This window comes from Leptospira abararensis (assembly GCF_016918735.1).
GTDB lineage: Bacteria > Spirochaetota > Leptospiria > Leptospirales > Leptospiraceae > Leptospira_A > Leptospira_A abararensis.
Window position 1 is genome coordinate 135,001 of the sequence record NZ_JAFFPR010000055.1, and the last position, 25,818, is coordinate 160,818.

27 protein-coding genes are annotated in these 25,818 nt (G+C 39.7%); 12 read left to right on the plus strand and 15 right to left on the minus strand.

What is annotated here, in order from left to right:
* The first annotated feature begins 153 nt into the window (after positions 1 to 153).
* Entirely contained in the window at positions 154 to 1,860 is a 1,707-nt protein-coding gene (locus JWG40_RS16745; RefSeq protein WP_205286912.1) for an acyl-CoA dehydrogenase family protein, read from the plus strand.
* A 95-nt stretch (positions 1,861 to 1,955) separates the two neighbouring features.
* Here the strand turns inward: JWG40_RS16745 and JWG40_RS16750 are convergent, their stop codons facing one another.
* Together JWG40_RS16750 and JWG40_RS16755 are read right to left on the minus strand one after the other, a co-directional pair.
* Positions 1,956 to 3,137: a fatty acid desaturase family protein gene (locus JWG40_RS16750; RefSeq protein ID WP_205286913.1), complete on the minus strand. Its 1,182-nt coding sequence runs from the start codon at positions 3,135 to 3,137 to the stop codon at positions 1,956 to 1,958.
* Positions 3,138 to 3,203: 66 nt separating this feature from the next.
* A complete protein-coding gene (locus JWG40_RS16755) occupies positions 3,204 to 4,289 on the minus strand; it encodes a flavin reductase family protein (protein WP_205286914.1) in 1,086 nt (361 codons plus the stop codon).
* 150 nt (positions 4,290 to 4,439) lie between these two features.
* Here JWG40_RS16755 and JWG40_RS16760 point away from each other — a divergent pair, with 150 nt between their 5' ends.
* Positions 4,440 to 5,057 (plus strand): TetR family transcriptional regulator, encoded by a 618-nt coding sequence (locus tag JWG40_RS16760; protein ID WP_205286915.1) that lies wholly within the window; start codon positions 4,440 to 4,442, stop codon positions 5,055 to 5,057.
* Between the two features lie 43 nt (positions 5,058 to 5,100).
* On the opposite strand, the gene JWG40_RS16765 is transcribed toward JWG40_RS16760, so the two are convergent.
* Positions 5,101 to 6,915, minus strand: a complete 1,815-nt coding sequence (locus JWG40_RS16765) for a PAS domain S-box protein (RefSeq protein WP_205286916.1) — start codon at positions 6,913 to 6,915, stop codon at positions 5,101 to 5,103.
* Positions 6,916 to 7,238: 323 nt separating this feature from the next.
* Complete coding sequence (locus JWG40_RS16770; RefSeq protein WP_205286965.1) at positions 7,239 to 7,649, minus strand: 6-carboxytetrahydropterin synthase; 411 nt, start codon at positions 7,647 to 7,649, stop codon at positions 7,239 to 7,241.
* 64 nt (positions 7,650 to 7,713) lie between these two features.
* Here JWG40_RS16770 and JWG40_RS16775 point away from each other — a divergent pair, with 64 nt between their 5' ends.
* Together JWG40_RS16775 and JWG40_RS16780 are read left to right on the plus strand one after the other, a co-directional pair.
* Complete coding sequence (locus tag JWG40_RS16775; RefSeq protein WP_002973441.1) at positions 7,714 to 7,935, plus strand: DUF1858 domain-containing protein; 222 nt, start codon at positions 7,714 to 7,716, stop codon at positions 7,933 to 7,935.
* Between the two features lie 124 nt (positions 7,936 to 8,059).
* Positions 8,060 to 8,467 carry a DUF2721 domain-containing protein gene (locus JWG40_RS16780; protein WP_205286917.1) on the plus strand — a complete coding sequence of 136 codons (408 nt, stop codon included), beginning with the start codon at positions 8,060 to 8,062 and terminating at the stop codon, positions 8,465 to 8,467.
* A gap of 138 nt (positions 8,468 to 8,605) precedes the next feature.
* Here JWG40_RS16780 and JWG40_RS16785 read toward each other — a convergent pair whose 3' ends face one another.
* From JWG40_RS16785 to JWG40_RS16825, 9 genes are all read right to left on the minus strand, one after another.
* Positions 8,606 to 9,445, minus strand: a complete 840-nt coding sequence (locus JWG40_RS16785; protein ID WP_205286918.1) for a hypothetical protein — start codon at positions 9,443 to 9,445, stop codon at positions 8,606 to 8,608.
* A gap of 293 nt (positions 9,446 to 9,738) precedes the next feature.
* The gene (locus tag JWG40_RS16790) at positions 9,739 to 10,749 is read right to left on the minus strand and encodes a zinc-dependent alcohol dehydrogenase family protein (protein ID WP_205286919.1); all 1,011 of its coding nucleotides are present in this window, start codon (positions 10,747 to 10,749) and stop codon (positions 9,739 to 9,741) included.
* Between the two features lie 53 nt (positions 10,750 to 10,802).
* Positions 10,803 to 11,234 carry a VOC family protein gene (locus tag JWG40_RS16795; protein WP_205286920.1) on the minus strand — a complete coding sequence of 144 codons (432 nt, stop codon included), beginning with the start codon at positions 11,232 to 11,234 and terminating at the stop codon, positions 10,803 to 10,805.
* 176 nt (positions 11,235 to 11,410) lie between these two features.
* Positions 11,411 to 12,658: a crotonyl-CoA carboxylase/reductase gene (ccrA, locus tag JWG40_RS16800; protein WP_205286921.1), complete on the minus strand. Its 1,248-nt coding sequence runs from the start codon at positions 12,656 to 12,658 to the stop codon at positions 11,411 to 11,413.
* 64 nt (positions 12,659 to 12,722) lie between these two features.
* On the minus strand, positions 12,723 to 13,634 hold the full coding sequence (locus tag JWG40_RS16805; protein ID WP_205286922.1) for an LIC11086 family outer membrane transporter: 912 nt from the start codon (positions 13,632 to 13,634) through the stop codon (positions 12,723 to 12,725).
* Positions 13,631 to 14,515, minus strand: a complete 885-nt coding sequence (locus tag JWG40_RS16810; protein WP_205286923.1) for a hypothetical protein — start codon at positions 14,513 to 14,515, stop codon at positions 13,631 to 13,633. The genes JWG40_RS16805 and JWG40_RS16810 overlap by 4 nt, the downstream gene beginning before the upstream one ends.
* A gap of 8 nt (positions 14,516 to 14,523) precedes the next feature.
* Positions 14,524 to 15,735, minus strand: coding sequence for an MbnH family di-heme enzyme (locus JWG40_RS16815; protein WP_205286924.1), 1,212 nt, complete (start codon positions 15,733 to 15,735; stop codon positions 14,524 to 14,526).
* A gap of 60 nt (positions 15,736 to 15,795) precedes the next feature.
* Positions 15,796 to 16,644, minus strand: coding sequence for an MbnP family copper-binding protein (locus tag JWG40_RS16820; protein ID WP_205286925.1), 849 nt, complete (start codon positions 16,642 to 16,644; stop codon positions 15,796 to 15,798).
* Between the two features lie 90 nt (positions 16,645 to 16,734).
* The gene (locus tag JWG40_RS16825; RefSeq protein WP_205286926.1) at positions 16,735 to 17,202 is read right to left on the minus strand and encodes an LIC_11090 family protein; all 468 of its coding nucleotides are present in this window, start codon (positions 17,200 to 17,202) and stop codon (positions 16,735 to 16,737) included.
* A 123-nt stretch (positions 17,203 to 17,325) separates the two neighbouring features.
* On the opposite strand from JWG40_RS16825, the gene JWG40_RS16830 reads away from it, so the two are divergent.
* Both JWG40_RS16830 and JWG40_RS16835 read left to right on the plus strand, forming a co-directional pair.
* A complete protein-coding gene (locus tag JWG40_RS16830; RefSeq protein ID WP_205286927.1) occupies positions 17,326 to 17,652 on the plus strand; it encodes an LB_289 family protein in 327 nt (108 codons plus the stop codon).
* 68 nt (positions 17,653 to 17,720) lie between these two features.
* The gene (locus tag JWG40_RS16835) at positions 17,721 to 19,697 is read left to right on the plus strand and encodes a 7TM diverse intracellular signaling domain-containing protein (RefSeq protein ID WP_205286928.1); all 1,977 of its coding nucleotides are present in this window, start codon (positions 17,721 to 17,723) and stop codon (positions 19,695 to 19,697) included.
* A gap of 13 nt (positions 19,698 to 19,710) precedes the next feature.
* On the opposite strand, the gene JWG40_RS16840 is transcribed toward JWG40_RS16835, so the two are convergent.
* Positions 19,711 to 21,387: a Na/Pi cotransporter family protein gene (locus tag JWG40_RS16840; RefSeq protein ID WP_205286929.1), complete on the minus strand. Its 1,677-nt coding sequence runs from the start codon at positions 21,385 to 21,387 to the stop codon at positions 19,711 to 19,713.
* A gap of 93 nt (positions 21,388 to 21,480) precedes the next feature.
* On the opposite strand from JWG40_RS16840, the gene JWG40_RS16845 reads away from it, so the two are divergent.
* The 4 genes from JWG40_RS16845 to JWG40_RS16860 all read left to right on the plus strand — a co-directional run bounded on the left by JWG40_RS16845 (position 21,481) and on the right by JWG40_RS16860 (position 23,289).
* A complete protein-coding gene (locus JWG40_RS16845; RefSeq protein WP_205286930.1) occupies positions 21,481 to 21,972 on the plus strand; it encodes an FKBP-type peptidyl-prolyl cis-trans isomerase in 492 nt (163 codons plus the stop codon).
* A gap of 256 nt (positions 21,973 to 22,228) precedes the next feature.
* Positions 22,229 to 22,492, plus strand: coding sequence for an RNA recognition motif domain-containing protein (locus tag JWG40_RS16850; protein ID WP_012390051.1), 264 nt, complete (start codon positions 22,229 to 22,231; stop codon positions 22,490 to 22,492).
* A gap of 216 nt (positions 22,493 to 22,708) precedes the next feature.
* Entirely contained in the window at positions 22,709 to 22,915 is a 207-nt protein-coding gene (locus JWG40_RS16855) for an AbrB/MazE/SpoVT family DNA-binding domain-containing protein (protein ID WP_205286931.1), read from the plus strand.
* Positions 22,912 to 23,289: a type II toxin-antitoxin system VapC family toxin gene (locus JWG40_RS16860; protein WP_205286932.1), complete on the plus strand. Its 378-nt coding sequence runs from the start codon at positions 22,912 to 22,914 to the stop codon at positions 23,287 to 23,289. Before JWG40_RS16855 ends, JWG40_RS16860 begins: the two co-directional genes overlap by 4 nt.
* Before the next feature lie 78 nt (positions 23,290 to 23,367).
* Here the strand turns inward: JWG40_RS16860 and JWG40_RS16865 are convergent, their stop codons facing one another.
* On the minus strand, positions 23,368 to 23,820 hold the full coding sequence (locus JWG40_RS16865; RefSeq protein WP_232369449.1) for an ATP-binding protein: 453 nt from the start codon (positions 23,818 to 23,820) through the stop codon (positions 23,368 to 23,370).
* Positions 23,821 to 23,956: 136 nt separating this feature from the next.
* Here JWG40_RS16865 and JWG40_RS16870 point away from each other — a divergent pair, with 136 nt between their 5' ends.
* Both JWG40_RS16870 and fumC read left to right on the plus strand, forming a co-directional pair.
* Entirely contained in the window at positions 23,957 to 24,289 is a 333-nt protein-coding gene (locus tag JWG40_RS16870; protein WP_205286967.1) for a hypothetical protein, read from the plus strand.
* A 139-nt stretch (positions 24,290 to 24,428) separates the two neighbouring features.
* Positions 24,429 to 25,808: a class II fumarate hydratase gene (gene fumC, locus JWG40_RS16875; protein WP_205286933.1), complete on the plus strand. Its 1,380-nt coding sequence runs from the start codon at positions 24,429 to 24,431 to the stop codon at positions 25,806 to 25,808.
* Positions 25,809 to 25,818: the final 10 nt, after the last annotated feature.

The following is a 25,818-nucleotide window of genomic DNA, read 5'->3' on the forward strand; positions in this document are numbered from 1 at the left end:
CTACGTTCTCTTTTGTTTTCTGATCACATTCCCGAATTTACAGTATACCGTTCGGTTCACCATAAAAACTAAATCCAATTTTTTTTGTTATACGATTATTTTTTTATCGCCTCACATCTATAAAATTTATCTTCTAATCCAAAAGGAATTTATATGATCCAAAGCAACTACTTTCAAACCAATGAAGATTTAAAGGAACATTTTTACGAGTTGATCGATTGGAATGAAATTGTACCCATCTACGAAAATCAATTCTCGGATGCCAAACTGTATTTGGAAAAGCATAATCCTAGACTAGAGTATGCGCCATCTAATGTGGATGAGGCGAAATCATTTTACGAAGAGATTCTAAAATCTTGCGGAGAAATCAGTGGGATGTATGTATCTCAAGTGGCCGGAGTGGTAGATTCCAAAGGACTTAAATTTGATAACGGAAATGTGATCCATCCCCAAGAAATGGTGGACGTAATCAAAATGTACCATGATGCGGGTCTTGGTCCCGTTGCTTTTAAAAGAAGGTATGGTGGACTCGGTGCACCTAGCATCATCAAAGCGATGATAGCGGAGCTTATGTATAGATCTGATAGTTCCATTACCATAGCCGTGGGAAGTATGGGACTTGCCGCCATCTTAGAAGTCTGTGCTTCCGACGAAATGAAAGAGGAATGGATCCCTAAATTAATCTCCGGAAATTACACAGTCACTATGGGGCTTTCAGAACCAGACTTTGGTTCTGATTTGCCGAATGTAACGACCAAAGCAACAAAGAAGGATGACAAATGGTTTCTCAATGGAACCAAAAGATTTCAAACTGTTGCTTGTGGTATCAATGGAAGTCCAGGCATTACACTCACACTCGCACGAACAGGAACTCAAGAAAGTGGAGCGAGAGGTCTTTCCTTCTTTATCGTTGAAAACAAAGATTATGCAGTCCAAGGAATTGAAAAAAAATTGGGAATCAAAGCTTCAGCTACATGTGAAACTGTGTTTGAAAATAGCGAAGGCCATTTAGTTGGCAAAGAAGGTTTCGGACTTGTGAAGTATGTAATGGGAATGCTGAATGGTGCCCGCCTCAGCGTTTCTTCCCAAGGAACAGGGATTGTGACTGCAGCATATGAAGAGGCGCTCAAATACGCAAAAGAAAGAATTCAATTTGGAAAACCAATTTATGAAATTCCTGCAGTCCGTCGTATCTTGGATCGAATGGAAAGAGAAATGGCTGCAATGCGTTGCCTTATGGTAGAGGCCGCTTATTCAGTGGACAAATACTATTGGTATGAAGACGGAAGAACGGTAACTCCAGAAGAATCCAAAATCGGAAAGTTTTGGGAAAAGGTAGCAAACACACTTACCCCCATTTCCAAATACTACAACTCTGAAATGTGTAACGATTTAGTTTATGACGGATTACAAGTATTAGGTGGAGCAGGTTATACAGAAGATTATGATCTTTCTCGACTTTACCGAGATGCAAGGATTACCAACATTTACGATGGAACCACACAAATCCAAGTCAATGCAGCCATAGGAGGGGTCACTTCCGGAATGAGTGCAACAGGTACTTTCCGTGCTTACCTAGACCATTTGGCAAAAGGAAAAGAATCCAATCCCAAACTACAAGAAATCAGGACTCTCTTTGAATCCATAGTGGAAACATACAAATCCATTACAGACCAACCAACCAAAGAAGCGCATAGCTTTGAAGTGGTGGAGTCAGCAGCAAGAGTGGTTCTGAGTTATCTGATGGAAAGAGCTAAAAACAAATCGACGAATAGAAAAGAATTACGCACCCAGTGGTGTAAAGAATTTCATAAAGACAGTTTAGCGATCCTATCTGCAAACAAAATCAAACTCACTTGAAATAAAAAAAAGGGGCCTCATCATTTGAGAGCCCCAAGAAAGGAAAGGGATTGATTTTCCACAATGCGCCAGTGGAAAATCCAAAGTTGTTCAGATTAAGTAAGGGTGACTGATTTCTCTCCAGTGGGAAGAGTAACTTGAAAACTCGGTTGGGTAACGATGGCTTTTGGTTCCAAATACACTTTACGGTTTCCCATTAATTTCCCTGCTATTGAATCAGGAAAAGAATAAGCAATGATACGTTTCCACACAGATGCGAACTGTTTCACAAAACTTCCCGTATTGTAGTGTTGGCCATACTTTGCACAAATTTCTTTTAAACGGGGAGCCACTTCACGGTAACGTTTTGCTGGCATACCAGGAAACATGTGGTGTTCGATTTGATGACTCAAGTGCCCAGTCATTGTATAAAACAATTTACTGCCATCTAAGTTAGAAGAACCTTTGAGTTGTCTCAAATACCACTGCGCTTTCGATTCTCCAGCGATTTCCTCTACAGAAAAGGATTCTGCATTCTCTGTAAAATGACCACAAAAGATCACTGCATAAGTCCAAAGGTTTCTGATTAAATTTGCGATCATATTCCCTAGAATGATTTTTGGAAAATTCAAACCAGCAAGAAGTGGAAACAGAATATAATCTTTTACAAGTTGTAATTCAATCTTCTTAAAGAAGACAGCTTTGTAGTCTTTTAAAGATTTTTTCTTTCTTTGTTTTTTTGGAATTTCCATGTATTCCACTCGGTAACCATGTGCACCAATTCCCCACTGAAAGTTCATCGCTAGGAATAAATTGGTGAATGGTTGTGTTAGATGAACCGGTTTCCATTTTTGCCCTTCGGTCAAACGGGTAAAATTATATCCATAATCATGGTCTTTGTTTAAAACATTTGTATAAGTGTGGTGCATATAATTGTGATAAAACTTCCATTGGTGAGCATCACTTACAATGTCCCATTCAAACGTTCTTGAATTAAAACGAGGATCATTCATCCAATCATACTGTCCGTGTAGAACATTATGACCAAGTTCCATATTGTTTATAATTTTTGATATGGAGAGTAACAATGTTCCGGCTACAAATGAAATTGGTTCAAAACTAAAGTGGATGAGTCCACGACCTAATATTTCAGTATATCGATATGTTTTATAAATGAATCGGATATGATCTGCATCTTCTTTTCCCACTTTGGACATCACTTCTTCCCTAAGGGCATCCACTTCTTTTCCAAAAGATTCAATTTCTTCTTTGTTTAATTTTTTACTAATTGTTCTCATTTTTTATTCCTATGATTATTTCTTTTAATTCTGATTCACGAATTTTAGTTTCTAGATTGTAAATATCTAGAGTTCCAGCTCCAAATTTGATTCAGCACGAGAGATACAAATCTGAATGTTTTCTTCACCTAACTCTGACAATTCGTCTTTTGCTAAATCCGTTACAGAACCAGCTGTTTTTTTACAAACACAAGTATGGCAAATCCCCATTCTACATCCACTTTGAGGATAAATTCCTTGGTCTTCTAATTCTTCTAGTAAGGAACGTTCCCCTTTCACTTGGATGGTTTTATGACTTAAGGAAAGAAATACATCCACGGTTCCTGTTTTTTGGACCTTCAATGCCGATTGACCGGGTAACATAAATAACTCCGACTTCACTTCGTTCCCTTCTAAAAGAGAAATGGCTTTGGTTTGCATTGGTGACGGGCCACATACATAAACAGAATAGGATTTTAAATCATCCGTATACTTTTGTAAAATTTCTTTAGTTAAAAAACCAGAATCGTAACCGTCTTTAGGAACATCTGAAAAAACATAACGAATTTCTAACCAACCTGTGACTTTTGCGATTTCTTCTAAGGAAGAACGTAAGATGATATCTTCAAATGATCTAACAAAGTAAAGAAGTGTAGCTTTGCCATTGTATTTCAATGATTGAAGTTGTTTGAGAATGGAATGGATTGGAGTGATTCCACTTCCTCCCGCCAAAAATAAAAACTTAGAAGGTAATGTCTTTGGAAGAACAAACTCTCCAGAAGCCTCGCCCAGTTCCAATAAATCACCCTTTTTGATATTTTGATTGATAAAGTTAGAAACAAGACCACCTGACTGACGTTTCACGGTAATAGATAAATATTTTTCGCCAGGAGTAGAGGACAAAGAATAAAATCTTGTCACTCGTCTTCCTGCAATCTCCACTGTGACAGGAACATGTTGGCCGGCAGAAAATCCTTTCCACAACCAATTGGGTTTTAAAACCAAAGTCTTTGCATCCGCCGTTTCTTCGTGGACAGCGACAACCTTAGCCTTGATGGCCGTTACCGAGAACCTAGGATTGAATTCTCCCAGTAGGAAATCGGCCCAATCTTTGAGCTGAAGGAAACTCAGGAATTCCTTGGGTTCGTTGTAGATAAAAGGAAATGTTTTCATTTTCGCCTCGTATTTCGCATTTAAGTGAACACTCGTTCACAGAGATATTTAATAGTGTTAATTTACGTTGTTAGATACGTCAACCCCAAAACGAAGTTTTAGTCCTTGCTTTTTGAAAAAAAGTGAACAATCGTTTACTGAATTCAATCCATGAAACTCAACAAACGATACGCCCAGAAACTTCGTACCCACAGCAATCTGCTTGAGGGAGCGTTACGACTCATGGGAGAGGAAAAAGGGTTAGGTGATCTAAGCCTTCGCGAGGTGGCGGGTGAGGCGGGGATTGTACCGGCAGCCTTTTATCGGCATTTCAAGAATATGGAAGAGTTGGGTTTGTCCTTGGTGGATGACTGTGGGGGCCGAATCCAGGCCATTGTGGGAGATGCCAGAAACAAAGGCGCTTATAAATCTGCCTTACGACTGACCATTGGATTTTTTTTCGACTACGTAGCAAACAACCGCTCCCAGTTCCGTTTCATCGCTAGGGAACGGACAGGTGGGAATCAGAAAATCCGAGAAAAGATCCGAGAATCCATGAAGGCCATTGCCGCTGAACTAGCAAAAGACATGCGAATGCCAAAAATGATTCCTGTGGACGATATCCAATTTGCCTCAGAACTGATCGTTAGTCTCTGTTTCCAAATGGCCTCTGATTTTTTAGACCTTTCGACCGATGCCCATTCCGAAATGAGAAAACTCAAACTACAAACGATCAAACAAGTTCGGCTGGTTTTTATAGGAACGATTCGAGGGAGAAAACGAAGATAAAAAAAAGAGAGATGAGACAGGAAAGTTAGGAAACGAAAATCGTTTAAGTAGTTTTGTCTTTGTTTTGCTCTGGAAAAGAAATCATGATATTCAACCCTTCTCCCTTTTTAGAAACAGAAGAGAAAACTCCTTTTAATTGAGAGGTCAAACTACGGATCAACTCATAACCGAAATGATTTCCTTTTTCGATATTCACTGAATCCGGTAATCCCTCTCCATCGTCCCCAACCGATAAAATAATACTCTCATTCGAACGTGATAACTGAATACGGATATCTCCACCTTTATCATTGGGATAAGCATACTTTAAAGCGTTGGTTAATAATTCGTTGAGGATTAATCCCAATGGTAAAGTACGTTTTAAATCCAAACGAATGTCATCCAACTTCACATCAAATCGAACTTTAGTTGGGTTGAGAACAAAGATATCGTGAAGACTAAATACTAAATCTTCAATGTACTTACGTAGATCTACAGATTCTAAATCCTCTGATTGGTATAGGTTTTCATAAACCTTAGACATAGACATGATACGTGACTGAGCATTCAAAAACGACTGTTTGGCGACTTCATTTTCAACCTTAAAAGATTCTAAATTCAAAAGCCCAGAAATGATTGCCAGTGTGTTCTTAACACGATGTTGTAATTCTTTGAGCAAAACATCTTTCTCTTCTAAAGACTTTGCCAGTCGGTCTTCCATATCTAAATTTTTGGTTACGTCTAAGTTAATCCATAAAATGAAACGTTCGCCGGCAATTTCAAAAGCTTGGCTAAACACGAGAACATCAAATTTTTTCCCATCGGAATGTTCTACAGACATCCTTTCACCGGACATTCGGCCTTTTTCCTTAAAGATTTTATTTAGTCTTTCGCTCTGTTCAGGATTACTCCATGCTTTAAACTCTGCTGTTTTTCTACCAACAACCTTGGATTTTTCTAATTGAAAGATGTTCTCCATAGAAGAGTTCACATCCAAATAGGTTCCATCCTTAACTGTAGAGATTGCCATGGCAATAGGGCTGAGTTGGAATACCTTTGCGTATAAACTTTCCCCGTCTTTTGGCGGAACCATAACGGGAGTGTCCGGTGTTTCTCTAAAAACGATAACAATTCCGTTTAAATTTTGTTCAGTATCCAAAATGGGTGAAATGGTTTCAGTAACATGCGTTTCGCGACCTGTGCTAGAAACAACAATCAAATCATTCCTTCGTTCTGTAGTTTTTAGATCATGGGAAGAGTTTAAAAAAGGATAAGATACTCTAGACCTTGTGTCTGCTTGAACTAAATATAAAAAAGAACTGAGGTCCTTTTCTAAAACTTCAGATTTTTGATAACCCAACATATCAAGAGCTTTGTGATTAATCTCCCGAATGAATCCTTCTGGAGTGAGAACAATTACACCATCCCCCATTGCTTCAAAAGTAATCCTAAGTTCGTTTTCCCGAAAGGCTAATGCTTGTTCTGCTTTGTAAAGTTGGAGTGCCGATCTAATCATACACTCTATAATATCCGGACTGGAGATTTTTGGAACGAAGCCATAGTGCTTCACTTTACAAACACGATCCAAGATTTTGTTATCTGAATAACCACTTACAAATAATATTGGAATTTCACGATAGAGAAGAATTTTTTCTGCAAGTTGGATCCCATCCATACCATCAGAAAGATTAATATCCATTAGTATTAAATCTACTTTCTCACCTGATGTTATATAGTCATAAGCATCACTTGTATTTGATACATATTGCACGGAATAGCCTTTGTTTTTCAAAAATTCTGATTGAGAGATAGCCAGTATGGCTTCATCCTCCACAAGCAGGATATGACCTAAACTATGTTTGATTTCCGTAAGTGGCATGGAGTCTTGTATCGATTTTCATAATTAGCCGGTAGAAAAGCAATCGATTAAGATGTTAAATTTTTATGAAAAAAACTAAAACAAGTGCAATAAAAAAATATGACAAATGTTGAACGAATGTCAGTCTTAATTCGCAGAGTTTCAATCGATCTTTAGATTATGTCGAATTTAAATCACAAACGAACGTTCGCTGAAGTAAAATTTACGTCAAAAACTAAGCTACGGAAGTAGTTTGAAGCCAATGTTCTTTTTTCAGATTTTTTATAGAGTCATACGAATAAAACTGAGGAGTAGTACCTAACCATTGTTACCAATCCGATAGATCATGGTTCTAAATTGGGTTCGAAGAAAGCTAGATTTTCAGGTCCTTCGTGGATCACAATCCGACGGATTCTCCCGTCCGAGGATTTCACATCGGCCTTCAAACCGTAATAAAACCAACGAGCGACATTCTCTGACGTTGGATTGATCCCTTTAAAATCTGGATGGTCATTGATTAGAATATGGTCAATGGAATGCACAAGCTCAGTGAGGCGAGTCCTCGCTGTTAAGAAATCATAGGAGATGCCATCAGGCCGGAGGTTTGTATTCCCTTCCAAGAATACTTCCACCTTCCAGGAATGGCCGTGGATGGGCTCATCGGAGCCATCGGCAAAGTACTGGTAGAGGAAATGGGCTGACTCAAACCTTCCCTCAATTCTGACATAAAATTTCCCGTTTTCCTGGGTAAACATTCCATTGACGAATAGAGCACAGTCCAATATTTGTATAGTAATTTCCTTTCTGAGGGTTCTTAAGATGACTGAAACTACAAAACCGCGCTTTTTTAAAGAAATGACTGTGGGCGAGGCGATCGCAATCCACCCAGAAGCAGGTCTAGTTTTCTCCAGCTACCATTTAGGTGGATGTTCCCATTGTTCCATCAATGAAGTAGAAACTATAGAACAAGTTTGTATGGGTTACGGTGTAGAGGTTGATACTCTGATCGATTCGCTGAACAACCTTTTCTCTGAAGAATAGACTTCTAACTTTCGTTACCACAGGGCCTAGTGCAGGCCCAGGTGTTTTCATTTCCCACCTAAACCAAAATTCGTAAATCTACGATGGCAAAACATTTTGTACGATTTCAAAATAAGAGAACCAGTTGGACAACTTAACTTATAGTATACCGGGGTTATTGTTTCCAGCGATCTCTTTACTGATGCTTGCTTATACCAATCGTTTTTTTGGACTTGCTAAACTTTCCAGACAACTTTTATCAGAATATGAAAAATCGAAATCTGAGATTTTAGAAAAACAAATTCACAACTTAAGATTTCGAATTTCTTTGATTTTATATTCTCAAAGTGCAGGAATCTTTAGTTTGATTTTATGTACATGCTCTATGGGTATGATTCCCTTTTATAACATCGTGGCTTGGATTTTATTTGCTTCTTCACTTTTATTTATGGTGATCTCTCTTGTGTTAGCTCTCATAGAAATCCATTTATCTGTGATAGCGTTAGACATAGAAAGAAATTCTGTAATGAATTCAAAATCTGACACAGATTAATTGCCCAGAAGTAAGAACTTCTATTTGTAATATAAGTTATATATTACAAATAGATCATAGAAATGAACACATCACACAAAGAATAACAAAAAAAATAATTTGTTCCCTATAGCGAAAATAAAATTAGAGATTTTGGCATTATTGAAAAATAGCTCTTCCCAAACTATCTAATGTATTACCATTACAATCTCCAGAAGCGACAGTATTATTTACAGCTGCAACAACTCCAGTTCCGGCACTATAATACACTCTAGTAACGATTCCCTGGCCATTTGCAGTGGTAGAATTTATAGAATAGGAACATCTGCCGCTTATTGTTGGAGTAGCTCCTGCATTGACCGTGGCACAACTGCTTGTTGCATTGTAAGTTCCCCCAGCACCACAGAGTGCGGAAGTAAAAGTATTTCCTGCTGAAAAGTCAAAACAGGAACTTCCACCCGCATTTGTCAAAAAATTACAACTACCTCCACTACTTACTGCAGTTGGATTATTCACAACTTGTACCTTTACAGTCCCCCCGAAATTACCAGAAACAAAATAACTTTTTACTCTAACACGATATGTGCCAATCGCCAAATTTTCCTTTAGGCGTTCTCTACTATTACCAGATGGATTAGTATCTGTTGCACTGATGACTACTGTCCCTGCAGCGTTTGTTAGCTCCAATACCAAATCAACAGTACTAGTTGTTGTAAATGCCGTGATGATATGATTCCCAGCAGATGTAACATTCAGATCAAAGTCAACCAATGGTCTAGGTGTTATAATCGAATCATTCGATGGTGTACCATTTATCGCAATATTCCCGCTAGTGGTTGGGATTGTTTTACATCTATCGGTAGTAGAAGTTTGATCTAAGTTAAAAGCGCTTACACATAAAAAACCAGAAGCACAATTAGCATTCGAAGTGCATGCAGAACCATCTGTACCTGTGCCACTTGATCCACTTCTTGGTGCAGCGAGCAACAACAATAACAAAGAATCCTCTGAAGAAGACTCTGGTTTTGAAGACGAACAATTTAGAACGAATACAGAAAAAATTAGGAAAAGAGTATAGAATTTCACATTAAACCTTTAGGTATTAGGTGCTAACGACCGTATATCGTCAACAACTATCTGTTAAACTTTCAATATAAATTAAAAACTATAACTTAATTTTTGTTTAATTGCGTATCAACTAACCGAACGAAAATCAAGGGAAATTGCCAGGGTGGACTAGCTTTTATTTTTTTGTTTGGTGGATGACAGCTGACTCCTTAGGAGGATTTTCTTTATATCCGAATGACAATTTTTCCAAAATGAGATCCAGATCGTAAATAACGAATCGCATCCGCAGATTCATCCAAAGAAAATATTTTATCAACAACAGGACGTAATCCAGAGGCTTCGATCGCTTGGTTCATTTCGATAAAAGCTTTTCTTCCTCCGACAACTAGGCCTTGGATTTTTAAGTTGTTCATAACAGCCGGAAGTAAATTCAATTCTCCTGATTTACCTGCAAGAATTCCAATCAAATGGATCACACCAAACGGACGACAGGCGGCAATGGATTGTTCTAAAGTTCCGGCTCCCCCTACTTCAATGATATGATCAGCACCCACTTTATTCGTGATACGGCGAACTTCCTTTCCCCATTCCGGTGTTTCCTTATAGTTGACTAAAAAATCTGCACCCAATTCTTTTCCGCGTTCCAACTTTTCGTCACTGGAAGAAGTAAGAATTACTTTAGCACCAACAAGTTTAGCAAACTGCAAAGCAAAGATAGAAACCCCACCTGTTCCCTGTACGACGACAAATTCCCCAGGTTTTAAATTGCTAAATTGAAAAAGTCCAGACCATGCAGTGAGGGCCGCACAAGGTAAGGTTGCCGCTTCTTCGTAAGATAAATGCGATGGAATTCGAACAAGTCCGGTTTCTGGCGCTAAAGCTAACTCTCGCAAGGTTCCTGGAAGTGGACCTCCAATGGTATGTCTCATTTCGGAGTGAGTGGCTTCTCTCGCGATCCACTTGGGAGCAAAGGTAAGAAGGACACGATCTCCCACTTTCCATTCTGTCACCTGCGAGCCTATGTTTATTACCTCACCCGCTCCATCACTGCAGGGAACCAAAGGGAGTGGAAATTTTGGATTGTACTTTCCTTCGACAACTAAGGAGTCTCGGTAGTTGAGTGAAGCAGCTCGCAATCGAACCAAAACTTCGGTAGAACCTGGATCTTCAGGATCTGGAACCTCAATCACTTCTAGATGATCCAAACCAAAACGAGAGATCTGTGCTTGTTTCATAAAATTCCCTTTGCTAATATCTATTTTTTATTCAAAGTGCATTCGATTCAAAATTATTTATTTAAAACGATTTCTCCCTTTTCATTTAACGGGAAAAAAGGATTGAATGCTAATTCGAAAATATGACCATCCAAGTCTTTAAAATATGCACTATACCCACCCCAAAAAACTTTCTGCGGTTCTTTTAAAATTTTTGCACCTAATGCCCGCACCTTCTCAATAACTGAATCCACTTCCGCTTCACTTGTAAGATTTTGTGCCAAAGTAATTCCCGAAAACTCCTGACGTTTTTGAAAAGGGATACCGATGTCTTTTGCTAAATCTTCTTCACCAAACAAACCAAAGACGACCGCACCTATTTGGAAAAAAGCAACACTATCATTACTTTCTTCTGATCGTTTCCAACCAAGGCCAATTTCATAGAAGTCGATGGAGCGTTTTAAATCGGACACCCCTAAAGTAATTAAATTAATTCGTGGAAACATTTGCCTCTCTCCTTTGTCAAAACATGAACTTTACAAAAATAAAAAATAAGAAAATGAAAACTTGGTTCACAAAACGGACGTTTCATGGTAGATGGAGCCACTGGGTGGCGGGTGGATAACCCCACCCAGTCTCAATAGGGCGGGGACATGTACTCTAAATACTAACCTGGAAAGAATTACTTCTTCCCAAGACCTGTAGTTTTTGCACCAACGAGGATTGACATGTTTCCTGATGGGTGTTTGTTTTCGCGCATCAATTGATGGCATTCACCAGTTTGTTCAAAACTGTATGTTTCTGCCAAAACTGGATCCACTTTTTTATCGATCACGAGTTGGTTCAAATCACGGCAATTGTCGTCGTTTGCGAAGTGTGAACCTTGCAGACGTTTTTGTCTCATCCACAGATAACGAAGGTCAGCTGTTGCATTGAAACCAGTGGTTCCCGCACAAATCACAACCATACCACCTGTTTCACAAACAAATACAGAAGTAGGAAGAGTCGTTTCGCCTGGATGTTCAAAAACGATTTGAGGGTTTTTGCCTTTTCCAGCAATGTCCCAAATGGCTTTTCCAAATTCACGTGCTTGTTTGGTCCATTCCACAAATGCTTCTGGTTTGTTGATGTCAGAAGTAAGAGCTCCCCAATGTTTAAACTTGTTACGGTTGATCACACCAGTAGCACCTAAGTTTTTACAAAAATCAATTTTGTCATCAGAAGAAACAACTGCGATCGGAACCCCACCAGCTGCTTTTACAATTTGGATAGCCATGGCACCAAGTCCACCGGCTCCACCCCAAATCAGTGCAACATCACCTGGTTTTACATCGTTCGGTTTCCAATGGTGTAACATTCTGTAGGCGGTTGCAGCAACTAACATATAAGCTGCGGATGCTTCCCAAGTTAGGTGTTGTGGGCGTGGTAAACATTGGTGGTCTTGCACTTTGCAAAACTGTGCAAAGGATCCCCAATTGGATTCATATCCCCAAATGATTTGGGAAGGTGCATACATCGGATCTTTTCCAGAAAGAACCCATGGATCTTTTGGATCCCACATTGCACAATGAACAACGACTTCGTCACCCACTTTTACATTCTTAACTTCAGCACCAACTTTATAGACAATACCGGAAGCATCAGATCCACCGATGTGGAATTTTTCTGGTTCGCCTTTTTTATTACGAGCTGCGATTACATCAACCGGATACCCAAGGGCTGCCCAAACGTTGTTATAGTTAACTCCAGCAGCCATAGTGGCCACGAGAACTTCGTTCGGACCGATCTCCGGAACATCAATGACTTCTGATTGGAAAGAAGTTTTCGGTTCGCCGTAACGTTCCGGGCGAATGACCTGCGCGTGCATTTTTTTGGGCACAACTCCAATAGGTGGAAGTTCCCCTACTGGTACGATTTCTACGTTGCTCATAGATTACCTTTTACGAATAAAATTTATAGAGTTTCTTAGAACGTTTTAAAAAAGGCATCAGTTGTCAATCGCTTCCCCACTCCATAGAAAAGGCAAATGTCCAGGCTGATTGGTAGAGCCTGTACTCACGATCCCTTTGTAAGGGGTATCTATAGGCAAGACTTAGATTATACTTCTCCGAAAAATTCCAAGAAAACCCTGCACTGGCCTCCGTAAAATAAGAGGGATTGGCTTTGTCTTTTTCTTTGGAATAATCCACACCGTTATACGGATTGCGATACAAGAGTCCTGTAAAAAGAGAAATCTCCTGCATCAAATAATACGTCACATAAGCCGACACAAGTGCGGTTTTTTTAAATTCATATTCTGGTTCCGGTGGCGAAGCCGATGGCCTTCTCAGATAAAATGGAATTCCGTCATTGTCTTGTAAGTTGTTTGGTTGAGGTCTAGAAAGCGGATTTAGTCCACCAATCTTTGTAACGAAAGACCACTTCTCATACAAATAACCAAGTTTGATAAATCCTGAGCCCGTATAATAATTTCCACCAGTAAACCGATCCGTGTCGGGTCCACTCGGAAAACCAACAGAACCTTCGATCACAAAAAAGTAAGGTTTGTCCAAATCAAAGAAGGGTTGGTATTTAAAACCCAGGTAAGTTTTTCCCATCCTTGCCGCATCCTCTCTCCCTCTTTGTTGGTAATAATTCCAAGGAACAGAAGCATTGAGAGCAAACCGACCATCAAAAAAATTCATCTCTGCAAAAGCCGTGGTTGTAAAGAGATGGCTATTCTCTCGTGTGGACTGGTAATAATCTTGGGTCATGACTAAATAGTTTGTTGGTTTCTCTCGTTTCCCAGTAAAGGGATCCACAAATCTTGCCGTTGCATTCGGACTATCCGACGAACCCGTGTGATGCGAATATAGGGACTGAATGCATAAAAAAGAAAGTATTAATACAATAAAAATTTGTTTCATCGTTCCACTCCAGGGAAACATCCAGGAAAACTAAAAACGATATCTTCGGCTTGGAGATTTTGGAGAAGGATATTGTATAAAGGAATATTGGAGACTTTAGATATAACAACGGGGCCAGCGCCGGGCAGTTGATCTAAGAATTGAATTGGTGTTCCTGAGACAGTTCTGTCTTTGAATAAAGAAGAAAGTGACATTAATATTTCAATATTACCACTACGTCCATATTTGATCGGAATTTTGCATTTGGGTGTGATAGATTTATTTCCTTGTGGAAGTAGAATTGTTATATCTATTCCATTCACTGTCATCCGAATATAAATCTCTTCCCAACTTACATTGGCCACTGCCACCACTCCCAGGGGCATGTTCGAAAGCCTTGTATTGGGATAAAGGAAACTGGCTCCTGTTTCCATCGTACTATTGAATTGTGTTATGTTGGGAACAGTCGATGCAGATAAAAATGGATAGGTTTTCCCATACAAATCATCTGCTGGTAAATCCAAGGGTATTGTATAGGGTGTATGTGTTTTCACTGTTGCTGTAGAACTCTTCTCCGAAGCAGTTGTCGAGACACCTAACGTCTGATTTGGCGGATTGATTCGATACGTTCCCGTTTCCCACTGAATGTAAGAACTTGATTGGATTGTGATATTGTATGTAGTAGGTCCAGCGCTCGTTAAACTAAATTGGTTTAAATTATCATCCGCTTGGTCATCATAACTTCGAAGGTTTGTTCCGACAGAAACCAACTGAGTATTGTTGAAATAAATGAGATTCTGTAGGATGGTAAGCTTTTCTTCATCGCTATTTCCCACTGAGCCGAAGGTGCAGTGGGAAAATAAAAATCCAACCAGAAATACTAAAAGTGGCTTAAACTTCATTCGTTTCATCAAAACGGACTCGCGAACTTGGGATTGGTTAAGAACTCTTCGTCAGTGAGAGCCAAAAGAAAATTCACCATATCATCTCGTTCTGAATTGGTAATCGTAAAAGCCCGAATCAGAGTTGCATCTTTTACTGAATGTGCCTGTCCACCTGAACGGTAGTGATCCACCACTTGGGTGAGTGCATCTCTAGCACAGTCTACTTTTGATTTCCCGGCACCCGCTGGTTTGTCTGGATTATTTGCATCCGCACACATAAAAATCCCATCATGCATATAAGGATAGGTAACACCAATGTTTCGTAAGGAAGGTGCTCTAAATTTTCCCGTATCTGATGCAACACCAGTTAAATCAAATAACCCTCGTTTGTTGCTTGGAACACCTGCGTAGTATGCGTCATTATGAATTCCATTGCTATGATAAAAGAATTCTTCTGTCGCCCCACCGTGAAAGGAAGTGTCCGTAAAATTAAATCCACCATGACAATGAAAACACTCCGCATTTTCCCCGTTAAATAGGTTCAATCCACGAATTTCGGAAGCTGTTAAAGCGGCTTTGTTATTTCTAAAAGTGTATTGGTCGTATTTAGAATTTCCTGAAATCATAGATCTTTGAAAACTCGCTAAAGCAAATCTTACATTCTGTTCATTGACAGCAGCGTCAGCGTTACCAAATGCATTTCGAAAAAGAGTCTGGTAAATAGATTTTGATTTTAGTTTATCCAGAAAGGAATTGGAAGACAAACCAAGTTCAATTGGGCTTTCTCCAAACATAGGAGCACGAGCCTGAATTTCCAAACTTGTCATTTTGGGATTACTCCAAGTGAGTCTGGGCATATAAGCCACATTCGATAGATGTTGTGCATTTCTGGGATGAGCATCATTCGTGATTCCAGTTGGAAAATCCTTTCCATCCGCAAATGCTAAAGATTGAAAATGACAACTAGCACATGACATCGTTTCATTTCCCGAAAGTGACTTCTCGTAAAACAAATGTCTGCCGAGTTCGACCTTAGATTTCGACATTGGGTTGTCTGAAGGAACATTCGGCACAGGAAATCCCGGGGGCAAATCCCAAACCCAGTCCGATGCAGTGGCCAAAATTCCAAGAGCTGCGAGTAACATATCTTGGTTGTTTTCTTTTTTCTGGAACGGCAGAACATTACACCCAAAAAGAAAACTAAAAAAAATGATGAAAGGAAAACGAAATGAATTCATAAAAAATATCCTTTAAAAACTCGGTCGCTACCTAAAGCGTAACAACCGAGTAAAACTAAATTACTTTAGACTAAACACTCTTTGGGTGAGGGAACTATCTACCAACCCACTTGTATTTAATCCAAAAGCTTGGACTAAGGTAGTGCAAGGAGCAGGCCCCCCCATCATCGGTAGTGGCATACATGACGCGGCGGCACCCGGATTATGACTATTAATCAATTGGTCTATGTTAAAGGAAACTTTTTGATTTGTAGAGCTAAATTGGCCTGTCAGTTGAATTAAAGCTCTATACTTTGCTGTACAGTTCCCATAGTTAGGCGCTCCAGAACAACCGGTTGACCCTAAATGTAAACTTGTCCAATTTGTTCCTGAATCTAGACTAAACTCAATCTTTGCATGTTTATAACCACCTGTCCAAGACCAATACATGGCGCCGTTGTTTAAAGGTGCAGTTTGATTGGTACGTTCCAAATGGTTCAAAGTTTCTGGAACACCAACAGTAAACTGAACTCCAGTATAACTACCTGCAAGCGCAGTTCCCGAAACCTTTGTATTTGTTTCCGTTGTCTGGGTTGTTTCTAAATCCACCAGAGCCACTCCATTGGACTGCCAAACATTGTCAGAAGATAAAGTCACATCTGTAGTCGACCCATCAGCTTTTACAAGTTTCACTTCCGAAATATACATTCGAAAGTCACGAAACTGAACCGTTCGACCATCTGCATTAATATTCGAGCCAGTGACTAAAGTCTGTCCATTCGCTAGTGCCTCAAAATTCAAATTCACAGCTTGTGGAATTGCCAAGGCCAACAATGCTAATGTTTCGTTGTCATTTGATTTGGAATTCGGATCACAGGAAACAACTCCTAATACCGAAAGGATAATAAAAAACTTCTTAAATATGTTCATAAATACCTAATATTCTAAAATACGATTGTTGCTTTGAATCAGTAGATAAAGAAATCATCTACCAATAGACTTAATTGTAGTTAAAGAAACTTAAGCGCGGGGTGGTCGAAGTAAAGTGGGGATTTTTCCATCCAGAAGAGTGGAGGGAGACTCATCAATTGTATAAAAAATCACAGCAGGAACAGCAAAACCCAAAGCTAAATTAGGTCTATCCATAGTTTGGTGGTGAGTTCGCAAAGATAGCGCGTCTTTTTTTTTCTTTTTGCAAGAACAAAGATGGGCCTCGCCATCTTTGGCATCATGGCAACTGGGTTTCAGGGCGAGTTCTTTTGTGATGCCGTGCTCATCCAAATGGGCCGTTGACACAGAACTGTCCTGACCTTCGGAAAAGAGTTTGTCTTCCGCATTCCCATGTTTTTCTTTTTTAGATCCATGGTTGCAATGGCAAATTTTAGAATTGGACTCTAGGCAATACCCAAGGAGCCCACTTCCTAAAAATAGGAATTGGGTGCAAAGGAACAAGGCCAGACTACCGGCAACCCACCGTTTGCAGAGCATCTACCCCATACTTAGCCACCCAAGCCAAAAATCGAGCCAATTTTTGGACAAATTTGGTGTCCCCCCTCCTGCCTTTTGAAAACATGGTCTTGGAACCAATGCAAACGAGCTAGAGGCCATCAGATGAAACGCACGGAACTAGAACGCAGGGAACGAGAACTGCGAAAAGCAGAAAAGAAAAAGATCCAACCTGGTGAAAAAGAAGCCATGAGCGTGGGTGACTACATAGATTCCCTTTTTGGAATGTTTCGGTATGATTCGGATGAGATTTTTAACGCAGCCGATGATGAAAACATTCTAGAACTTCTGGAAAACATGAAAATGGAACACCCAGAAAAACAATGGGATGTCATCATCCGCAAAGCTGTGAACAAAACCAAAGTGGAACAAAAAGAAAAGGCTTACGACTCCCTTCGTATCCTAGCAGGAATTCCTGCCGTCACCGCTTAATTCCTTTTTTTCCGCTACAAACAGATTTACAAAGGAAGGTCTTCGTCTGATAGTTGTGACCTTCCTGTATGAAACAGACCTACACCTTAATTCTGTTATGTCTCCTTCATACAAACATATTCGCTACCCCCAAAAACTGTCCAAACACAGAGCCAGTTCCGCTTTCTGTCACGAATGGAACTACCTATGACCTCTCTAAGCATTTAGTTTTTTTTACTGCAGGTTCTACCATTCATTCGGTGGATGATGTTTCTCACCAGTTCCAAACGGCAGATTTACAAAAATCAGGCGGAGTCATTCCTAATTTCGGAAACACCGACAAACAATATTGGTTTTGTTTTATCATTCATAATGATGAAAACCAATACAAACGAATCATCACGTATATCAAATATCCTTTGCTTGACGATGTTAGATTTTTCGCATTACGTGAATCAGGTGATATATCCGAGAACCAACAAGGAAGACGATATCCTTTTGAAAACAGAGACAGAGACTATAGAGGATTTAGTTTTGCAGCGGATTTATTACCAAGCGAAACAGTTACTTATTTTGTAGGTGTCAAAACCAATAGTTCCATGTCCGTTCCGCTAATGGTGGCAGAAGAAAAGAATTTTTATACCTTTGTCTCTTTCGACACTCTCCTCCAAGGTATTTTTTTCGGGATTGTTGGTGTGATGAGTATTTATAATCTTTTTGTCTACTTTATGGTACGAGACAAAGCATATATATTTTATGTTTTATATTTACTAATTTCTGCAATTTTGTTTCAATTTTCTCTCCAAGGTTTGTTACCTGTTTTGTTTTTTCCAAACTCACCTGAGTTTGTATACAATGTACATAATCTCCTCTACTTTCTATTTTTATTCACTTGTTTTCCGATGAGTATCACCTTTATGAATCTAAAGGAAAATGCTCCTCTAATTTACAAATGGTTTTTGGCTCTCGCTACTATTCCTATCATTAGCATCTGTCTCCTCCCTTTTTTACCATATCGACTTATGAACCAAGCGGGAGATATTTTCTCCTTTTTACTCGCATTTTTTGCTTTGTTTGTTTCTTATTACATTGCCTTCATAAAAAAATTTCCGCCAGCACGATTCTATTTTTCTGGATACTTGATGGTGATTGTGGGTGGGCTTGCCACCGTTCTCCGATATATGGGATTTTTACCAGTGAATGCATTCACAGAAAATTCATTTCAAGTGGGAATGGCGATCGAAGTTTTGCTTATGGCCTTTGGTCTAGGAGATAGGATATCAGTTGTTCGCAAAGAAAAAGATAAAATCCAATTCAAAGCAGAGATCAACAAACAAAAGTTAATTGCTTATGGCAAAGAATTAAAACTAGCCCAAAAACTCCAAGAATCCACGCTCCCGCAAGTTCTTCCAAAACTTCCTGGACTTATCATCAAAACGGGATACTTTCCTGCTTCTTTAGTCGGAGGTGATTTTTACGATCTTACCGTTTATGGCAAACACCAAATCTGTGGACTCATTGCCGATGTGACAGGACATGGTGTACCCGCAGCCATAGAAGCGGCCATGTTAAAGATTGCTTATATGCAAACTCTGGCCTTTGCTAACAAACCAGGGAAAGTTTTGGAAAGTATCAACGTTTCCCTTGCCGGAAATTATAAAAATCAATTTTTGACTGCTAGCGCTATCTTTATCGATTTGGAATTAAAGCAGCTAAAGATTGCAAATGCAGGTCATCCCGCCTTATACAAGTTCAATGAAAATTCTACAAACATCGAAGTGATTCGCCCCAAAGGCAAACTCATTGGTTACTCCAAAGAAGTACAATACCATGAAGAAATTCATAAACTATTCCCTGGAGATAAAATTTTATTATTTACCGATGGAATTTGGGATTTGTGGGAAAATGGAGATTCAGGCGAAGAGGAACTACTGAATTGGTTACTGGAAAGAAAAGCAGAGTCGGTGGAATCTTTGTATGGTGGGATTGATGGACACATTCGCCTACGGAACAAAGAAGGTCCCGCAGACGATGATATAACTTTGATTCTATTTGAAATTACATAACAGAAAATGCGGACTAAACGTCCGCATAAATTGCCGCATTCAATAATCTGGAAATATTATCCAAGTTACGAGAAATATCGCGATAAAGAAGAGCCGGCATCAAATTCTCTTTTTTCTGATACTTTTTCTTTTTCACTTTAGAATCGTTCTTTTTGATAGAACGAATCATTTGGAAACGGTATTCACGGCTTTGGTTACGAATCTGTGGATTACCAAGGATATCAAAAGTTTCACTTTGTTCCAAGTTCACAAGTAGAATGTCGTAGTGGTGTTTGAGTAAATCCATTTGTTCTTTTACTGAATGACCGAACGTTTTGTCCAAAGATACCTTTTGGCGGTGTGATTTTCGCATCTTTCTTGCAATCGATGCAAAGTTATCACCCATTTCTTCCACGGCCTTCACCCTTTCCATAATTCCTAAAACATCTTTCGCATAGTTTCCGGTAATACCGGTCTCTTGGATTTGGTTTAGGTAAGTAAGGACTTCCGATCGCACTTGGTCTAACTCTTCTTCTTTTTTTAATACCTGAAGGACACGAGCCGCATCATACGGTTGTAATAAAATTTGTTCTGTTAAACGAAGGAAGTCATATGTATCACGAATGATTTTTTTCGTGAACTCAACTAGTTCCACCATCGCAAGTTCCGTAGTTTTTACAGCGCCAGCTTGCAAAAGTCGAATCGAATCTTTATCTTTTCCTGATTTGGAAGCCAGTCCATCTACGATGGCACTCACTACTTTGGTGATTGTATTCACAAACCAAATGAGAAGTAGAGTGTTTGTGATGTTAAACATCGTATGGAAAAGAGAGATATGGAATCTTGTGGATTCTTTATCTGTGAGTGGATCACCAGGAATTAAGTCATCTACAATTCCCGTAAACATCTTAAAGAAAAGTAAGGCCCATAAGACTCCGAACACATTGAACATTGTGTGCGCCAAGGCTGCCTTTTTAGCATTTCGGTTTCCTGGTATGGCGGCAAGGTTTGCCGTAATCGTAGTTCCGATGTTTTCACCAAGGATCATACCATAAGCGGCATCAATTGGTATATAACCGGAAAAAGCAAGTGTGATGGTAATCGTCGTGGAAGCGGAGGAAGATTGGATGACAATGGTTAGCAATGCTCCAATCAAAACAAACAACAATATGGTGTTGAATCCCATATTTGTGTATTGTTGTAAGAAGAGAAAACTTTCTGGATCCTTGGCACTATCAGGAACGGCTGTTTTTAAATAATCCAAACCTAAAAACAAAAATCCAAATCCGATGAGAAAACTTCCCCAACCAGATCTACTTTCTTTCCGTGAAAAATTTAAGATCACCCCTGCGGCAACAGCAGGCAGAGCGAATGATGCAATGTTAAACTTAAAACCTAAAAAGGATACAATCCATGCGGTGATGGTGGTTCCAATATTGGCCCCCATGATAACACCGATAGCTTGGGCGAGCGAAATTAAACCAGCATTTACAAATCCAACCACAAGAACGGTGGTTGCCGAACTGGATTGTATTGTAGATGTAATAAAAAGTCCGCTAAAAACAGCGGACACTCTATTGCGTGTCATAGAGGAAAGAAAGGAACGAAGCCGATCTCCCGCCACACGTTGTAAGGACTCACTTAGTAATTTCATCCCGTAGATGAAAATCCCGAGTCCACCTAAAACTTGAATGAGTAGTGACCAATTCATAGATGTGATATTTCCAAGGTTCAATTTCTTCGATTACAATTTGGTACCAACCTTTTATTCGGTTGCAGTATTTTTTTCCATTGGTAAAGTGTAATGAATATGTCAAAAACCATCAGCAAAGGAATGGTTGTAGGATTTTCCTATCACCTAAAGAACGCCCAGGGAGAAACTCTGGACCAATCGGACGAACCGTTATTATACCTCCACGGCTGGCAAAATATCATTCCCGGTTTGGAAAAAGAACTAGAAGGATTAGTGAACGGAGATTCTAAAAATGTAACTGTACCACCTGAAGATGGTTATGGGACATATAACGAAGCTCTGATCTTTCAAGTTCCCAAAACAGAACTTCCAGAAGAAGCCGAGTTAGAAGTAGGAATGGAATTTCAAACCGACACACCAGAAGGTAGAATGGTTCTATATCTCCAAGAAGTTCGGGATGCCGATGTCATCCTAAACGGCAATCACCCGTTAGCTGGAGAAACCCTCCATTTTGCGGTAACAATTAAATCCATTCGTGAAGCAACGGAAGAAGAATTACAACACGGCCATGTGCATGGTCCGGGCGGACACCACCACCACTAGAATTTTCTTTTTTCGATATTTTCCCTCTGGGTCTTCTTTCAGATTGCTTTTTTTAGAAAGGGTAATTAGACTGACAGAAGATTCAGAGTATTGTTGATTTTCACCGCCGAAGTAGTCCTTTCAAGCTTGCACGCTGGTAGCTTTCCCAAGTTTTTCCCTGCATTTTTCTGGAGTTCTTACCCAAAATCCCGTCAAGGGTTCCGACGATTGTAAATCTAGAATTCCCGAGTCAACTTTAACAAACAGGATAAAAACTATGTCAGTAAACATTTATGTTGGCAACCTCTCTTACGATATGACTGAAGGAAAACTCAGTGAACTTTTTGGAGCTCACGGGGCAGTAACTTCTGCAAAAATCATCACTGACCAGTATTCTGGCCGTTCTAAAGGTTTCGGATTCATCGAAATGAAAGATGGAAAAGAAGCTGATAACGCGATCAAAGATCTTAACGGAAAAAACATCCTTAACCGTGAGATGAAAGTAAACATCGCAAAACCTAAAACTAACAACTGGAGATAATCTAGTTTGTCATAAATCCGTCGCTTAACGTTGTTTAAGTGACGGATTTTTTTTGCCTACTTGGTTTTTGAAAATAAGAAAAACTCACACCAATCCTTCTTCAAACTAATTTTCCTTTTCTCAGTTTCTGTTAGATGAAAATCCATCTACATTTTAGCATCTATTCCCATTGACATTTGATCGATTACCATATAGTATTACGGTAGGGGTATCGATATGGGTAAAGTAACCGTCTCACCAAAATTTCAAGTAGTCATTCCAAAAGAAATACGCGAACAAATCGGTGTCAAAGCTGGGATGAAACTCGAAATCATAACTTTTGGGAATCGAATGGAGCTCATCCCCATAGAACCCATTAAAAAATTAAAGGGTTCACTATTCGGGATGGATCCAAAATTAGATAGGGATGGCGATCGGATTTGAATGTTGTTGATTCCTCTGGGTGGTTAGAATATTTCACTGGAACGAGTCGAGCGCATCTATTTGCAGAACCCATTGAAAAAACAGAAATCTTAATTGTGCCCAGTTTGTCCTTATTTGAAATCTTCAAAAAAGTGTATAAAGAACGAGGTGAGGACCTTGCTCTAAAAATGGTAGCTCATATGCAACTCGGCACGGTCGTCAATTTAGATTCTAGAATATCAATCTATGCCGCAAAGATCAGTGCGGAAAAGTCAATACCTATGGCAGATAGCATCATTTATGCTACGGCCCAATTAAACAAAGCAACTCTGTGGACTCAAGATAATGATTTTCGAGGACTACCAGGAGTGAATTTTTTCGAAAAGAAAAACTGAATAGAGGATCCTCGGTTCAAAAACATTTTATATATTTTTCGAAATGTAAGGATTGATCAATTCTCATACCCGACCCGATTACAAAACCACCCGATACTTTGCCTTCATCTTTTCTATCTGTTCTTCCGGTATCTGATGTATATTCTTTCCACCATGTCTGTTTTCGACAGTGACCACAAAAAATAAATATCCAAATTCTTTCGCTAAACGTTCGTAAGGTTCTAGTTCCCAATCTAAAGTAAAAGTATTGTCAACGATGACAAAGGGGATTCCTTCTTTCAAAGCCTCTTTGGTTTTTGATTCACATTCTTTGTAGGCTAGATGATTTTTTTTAAAATCAAAGCTATATTCACCCGATTCATTTTCAAAAAAGGAATCAATCGAGAAGATGGGTGCTCCATTGGATAAAGACAAAGTTTTTGCTAAGGTAGTTTTTCCCGATCCGGGAATTCCCCGTAAGGCAAGGAGTGTTTTTTTTGATTGGGCCGAGTTTGGATTAGTTCCCGAACCTTGCAAATTCTTAGATTCCATTCTCCAAACCCTAATTCTTTTTCCTCCCCTGGAAAGAGAAAAATCTCGCAAGGAATGGTTCTATCTGAAAGAATAGAGCAGAATTAAGGAGACTTTTGTGTCATACGAAGCTTATAAACTCATCCATATTTTCGGAATGTATTTGTTATTTTTATCCCTCGGAGGTGTTACCCTCTACACCATCAATGGTGGGAAAAAATCGGAAAACAAATTCAAAACTGTAGCTGCCATCACTCACGGTGTTGCCCTCATACTTCTTTTCGTTGCAGGATTTGGACTCATGAAGTTTCGAGGGATATCCCATGCGGCGATGCCAGTTTGGGTCATTTTGAAAATCGTCATCTGGCTTGCGTTTGGTGGACTTTTAGCAATGGCTTCTAAAAAAGAAAAATTTGCTAAAATCCTTTGGTTTGTGTTTCCACTTTTGGGTTTGTTTGCAGCTTACCTTGCGTTCTACCAACCTTTCTAATTTTTATGGTGATGATCCTCCCGTAGATTCTAAAACGGGAGGGTGACGACTTTTTCAATCCTGACTTTTTCTTTTTCGATTCCCAAACCCAGCTCTGTCTACATAAAGAATACAATTTATAATTGATTCTCGAGGGAATATGAAAACACGAATCGAAACCGACTCTATGGGTGAAATCGAAGTGGATGCCACTCGTTATTGGGGTGCACAAACCGAACGTTCTCTCCACCACTTCCGCATTGGAACAGATAAATTTCCAAGGGAGATGATTCGTGCTCTTGGGATTTTAAAAAAATCAGCTGCACAGACAAACCTGGAATTGGGAATCCTTTCCGCAGAAAAAACCGATCTCATTGCGAAGGCAGCAGATGAAGTCATCGCTGGAACTTTGGATGACCATTTTCCCCTTGCGGTATGGCAAACCGGATCGGGAACTCAAACCAATATGAATGTGAATGAAGTGATTTCCAATAGAGCGATCGAAATCGCAGGGGGAGTCCTCGGTTCGAAAAATCCCATCCATCCCAATGATGATGTAAACAAAGCCCAAAGTTCCAACGATACCTTTCCCACAGCCATGCACATTGCTTGCGCGGAAAGTTTGGTTCACAAACTAATCCCCGCTTTACAAACGCTCCATGACACATTGGAACAAAAAACAAAAGACTTCGCTGGTATCATCAAAATTGGCCGTACTCATTTGCAAGATGCCACCCCACTCACACTGGGTCAGGAATTTTCTGGGTATGTGCAACAACTCAAATATTCGGTAGAGAGAATCGAACGAGTATTACCTTCTGTATACCGGTTGGCCCTTGGGGGAACAGCAGTGGGAACCGGCCTCAATACCCATCCCGAATTTGCTGTGAAAGCAGCAGCGGCCATTGCCAAAGAAACAGGACTTCCCTTTGTCTCTGCGGAAAATAAATTCGAGGCACTCGCTACCCACGATTCCCTTGTGGAAGTGAGTGGAGTTTTGAAAACCATTGCTTGTTCACTGATGAAGATCGCAAACGATATCCGATGGTTGGCTTCAGGTCCTCGTTGTGGGATTGGAGAAATTTCCATTCCTGAAAATGAACCAGGCTCTTCCATTATGCCAGGAAAAGTAAACCCCACACAATCCGAAGCCATGACGATGGTAGCCGCTCAAGTGATAGGAAATGATGTGGCAGTCAACGTGGGTGGATCTTCTGGAAACTTTGAACTGAATGTATTCAAACCACTGATTATCTTTAATGTACTGAATTCTATACGGTTGTTAGCCGATTCTACAGTTTCTTTTGAAGAACATTGTGCACGGGGGATAGAACCAAATTTGGAAACGATCGAACATAACTTAAAAAATTCACTGATGCTTGTGACGGCTCTTAACCCACATATTGGCTATGATAAAGCAGCAAAGATTGCAAAAACTGCCCATAAAGAAAAATCCACTTTGAAAGAAGCAGGAATTCAGTTGGGAATATTGACGGCAGAACAGTTTGATGAATGGGTGAAGCCGGAAGAGATGATTTGAAATGATTGTA

Excerpts from the sequence above, each read along its gene's own strand:
- JWG40_RS16810 (WP_205286923.1), bottom strand. The coding sequence starts at position 14,515 with ATGAAGTTTAAGCCACTTTTAGTATTTCTGGTTGGATTTTTATTTTCC.
- JWG40_RS16820 (WP_205286925.1), bottom strand. The coding sequence starts at position 16,644 with ATGAACATATTTAAGAAGTTTTTTATTATCCTTTCGGTATTAGGAGTT.
- JWG40_RS16855 (WP_205286931.1), top strand. The coding sequence starts at position 22,709 with ATGGGTAAAGTAACCGTCTCACCAAAATTTCAAGTAGTCATTCCAAAA.
- JWG40_RS16840 (WP_205286929.1), bottom strand. The coding sequence starts at position 21,387 with ATGAATTGGTCACTACTCATTCAAGTTTTAGGTGGACTCGGGATTTTC.
- JWG40_RS16750 (WP_205286913.1), bottom strand. The coding sequence starts at position 3,137 with ATGAGAACAATTAGTAAAAAATTAAACAAAGAAGAAATTGAATCTTTT.
- JWG40_RS16765 (WP_205286916.1), bottom strand. The coding sequence starts at position 6,915 with ATGCCACTTACGGAAATCAAACATAGTTTAGGTCATATCCTGCTTGTG.
- fumC (WP_205286933.1), top strand. The coding sequence starts at position 24,429 with ATGAAAACACGAATCGAAACCGACTCTATGGGTGAAATCGAAGTGGAT.
- JWG40_RS16870 (WP_205286967.1), top strand. The coding sequence starts at position 23,957 with ATGTATTTGTTATTTTTATCCCTCGGAGGTGTTACCCTCTACACCATC.
- JWG40_RS16865 (WP_232369449.1), bottom strand. The coding sequence starts at position 23,820 with ATGGAATCTAAGAATTTGCAAGGTTCGGGAACTAATCCAAACTCGGCC.
- JWG40_RS16755 (WP_205286914.1), bottom strand. The coding sequence starts at position 4,289 with ATGAAAACATTTCCTTTTATCTACAACGAACCCAAGGAATTCCTGAGT.
- JWG40_RS16850 (WP_012390051.1), top strand. The coding sequence starts at position 22,229 with ATGTCAGTAAACATTTATGTTGGCAACCTCTCTTACGATATGACTGAA.
- JWG40_RS16770 (WP_205286965.1), bottom strand. The coding sequence starts at position 7,649 with ATGTTTACCCAGGAAAACGGGAAATTTTATGTCAGAATTGAGGGAAGG.
- JWG40_RS16845 (WP_205286930.1), top strand. The coding sequence starts at position 21,481 with ATGAATATGTCAAAAACCATCAGCAAAGGAATGGTTGTAGGATTTTCC.
- ccrA (WP_205286921.1), bottom strand. The coding sequence starts at position 12,658 with ATGAGCAACGTAGAAATCGTACCAGTAGGGGAACTTCCACCTATTGGA.
- JWG40_RS16805 (WP_205286922.1), bottom strand. The coding sequence starts at position 13,634 with ATGAAACAAATTTTTATTGTATTAATACTTTCTTTTTTATGCATTCAG.
- JWG40_RS16745 (WP_205286912.1), top strand. The coding sequence starts at position 154 with ATGATCCAAAGCAACTACTTTCAAACCAATGAAGATTTAAAGGAACAT.
- JWG40_RS16790 (WP_205286919.1), bottom strand. The coding sequence starts at position 10,749 with ATGAAACAAGCACAGATCTCTCGTTTTGGTTTGGATCATCTAGAAGTG.
- JWG40_RS16825 (WP_205286926.1), bottom strand. The coding sequence starts at position 17,202 with ATGCTCTGCAAACGGTGGGTTGCCGGTAGTCTGGCCTTGTTCCTTTGC.
- JWG40_RS16815 (WP_205286924.1), bottom strand. The coding sequence starts at position 15,735 with ATGAATTCATTTCGTTTTCCTTTCATCATTTTTTTTAGTTTTCTTTTT.
- JWG40_RS16760 (WP_205286915.1), top strand. The coding sequence starts at position 4,440 with ATGAAACTCAACAAACGATACGCCCAGAAACTTCGTACCCACAGCAAT.
- JWG40_RS16835 (WP_205286928.1), top strand. The coding sequence starts at position 17,721 with ATGAAACAGACCTACACCTTAATTCTGTTATGTCTCCTTCATACAAAC.
- JWG40_RS16795 (WP_205286920.1), bottom strand. The coding sequence starts at position 11,234 with ATGTTTCCACGAATTAATTTAATTACTTTAGGGGTGTCCGATTTAAAA.
- JWG40_RS16830 (WP_205286927.1), top strand. The coding sequence starts at position 17,326 with ATGAAACGCACGGAACTAGAACGCAGGGAACGAGAACTGCGAAAAGCA.
- JWG40_RS16775 (WP_002973441.1), top strand. The coding sequence starts at position 7,714 with ATGACTGAAACTACAAAACCGCGCTTTTTTAAAGAAATGACTGTGGGC.